The organism is Kitasatospora sp. NPDC057198 (genome assembly GCF_042670125.1).
Lineage (GTDB): Bacteria > Actinomycetota > Actinomycetes > Streptomycetales > Streptomycetaceae > Kitasatospora.
The window spans coordinates 1-1,022 of record NZ_JBHUWH010000900.1 but is presented as its reverse complement, the minus strand read 5'-3'; the positions used below and the strand labels follow the sequence as shown (position 1 = coordinate 1,022).

The window sequence follows — 1,022 nt, the reverse complement described above, 5'->3', positions numbered from 1 at the left end:
CGGTGCGCACGCCCAGCGCGTCGAACATCGGGTCGCCGGCCGGGTCGAGCCGGTCCAACTGGCCGGAGCGCAGCGCCAGTCCGGGCCGGACCCGGGCCCCGCCGGGCAGGTCGATGCCGCCGAGGTCGCGCAGGTTGGCAACGGTGGCGGAGTCCACGAGGTGCGAGTGCTGCATGACGGCCTCCCTGTCGACGGCCCCGGGGAAACGGGCGGACCTTGCCAGCACGCTAGGCGCGCCCCGGGCGGGTCGCCCCCGGAGTACCCCCGGCCGGGCGGACGGCGGCGGCGGACGGCGGAGCGCTCGGGGGAGCGACCGGGGGAGCGCGCGCCCGTGCGCCGCGCCGCGCCGCGCGCGCCCCTTGATTGACGTGGTGTCAGCGGGCAGGGTGGTCACCGCCCGGCCCCGTCGGGGCGGGGCGTGCCTGGTGCGACGAAGGGACGGAATCCCCGGATGGCAGCGAAGATCCTGATCATCACCGGTGACGCGGCGGAGTCGCTGGAGGTGTTCTACCCGTACCAGCGGCTGCTGGAGGAGGGCTACCAGGTCGACATCGCCGCGCCGACCAAGAAGACCCTGCAGTTCGTGGTGCACGACTTCGTCCCGGGCTACGACACGTACACCGAGAAGGCCGGCTACACCTGGCCCGCCGACCTGGCGTTCGAGGACGTCGACCCGGCGCAGTACGTGGCGCTGGTGCTGCCCGGCGGCCGGGCGCCCGAGTACCTGCGCAACGACCCGCAGGTGCAGCGGATCGTCGCCGCGTTCGTCGAGGAGGACAAGCCGCTCGCGCAGATCTGCCACGGCCCGCTGATCACCCTGCGGACCGGCTCGCTGGCCGGGCGCCGCACCGCCGCCTACCCGGCGCTGGAGCCGGACGTGGCGGCGGGCGGGGCGGACTTCGTCGACGGGGACGCGGTGGTGGACGGGGTCGTGGTCTCGGCCCGCGCCTGGCCGGACCACCCGTCCTGGATGCGGGCGTTCGTCAAGCTGCTGCGCGAGAAGGCGCCGGTCGAGTAGCGGC

The 1,022-nt window shown here is 75.1% G+C and carries 2 protein-coding genes; one reads left to right on the top strand and one right to left on the bottom strand.

Going from position 1 to position 1,022, the window contains the following annotated elements; all coding sequences use genetic code 11:
* The coding region (locus ACFUEL_RS39970) for a tyrosine-protein phosphatase (RefSeq protein ID WP_380243177.1) at window positions 1-175 on the bottom strand (175 nt) is incomplete at its 3' end.
* A 276-nt stretch (window positions 176-451) separates the two neighbouring features.
* Between ACFUEL_RS39970 and ACFUEL_RS39965 the strand changes: the two genes are divergently transcribed.
* Window positions 452-1,018 carry a DJ-1/PfpI family protein gene (locus tag ACFUEL_RS39965; protein WP_380243175.1) on the top strand — a complete coding sequence of 189 codons (567 nt, stop codon included), beginning with the start codon at window positions 452-454 and terminating at the stop codon, window positions 1,016-1,018.
* Window positions 1,019-1,022: the final 4 nt, after the last annotated feature.

Coding starts and splice junctions, on each gene's coding strand:
- ACFUEL_RS39965 (WP_380243175.1), top strand. CDS start 452: ATGGCAGCGAAGATCCTGATCATCACCGGTGACGCGGCGGAGTCGCTG.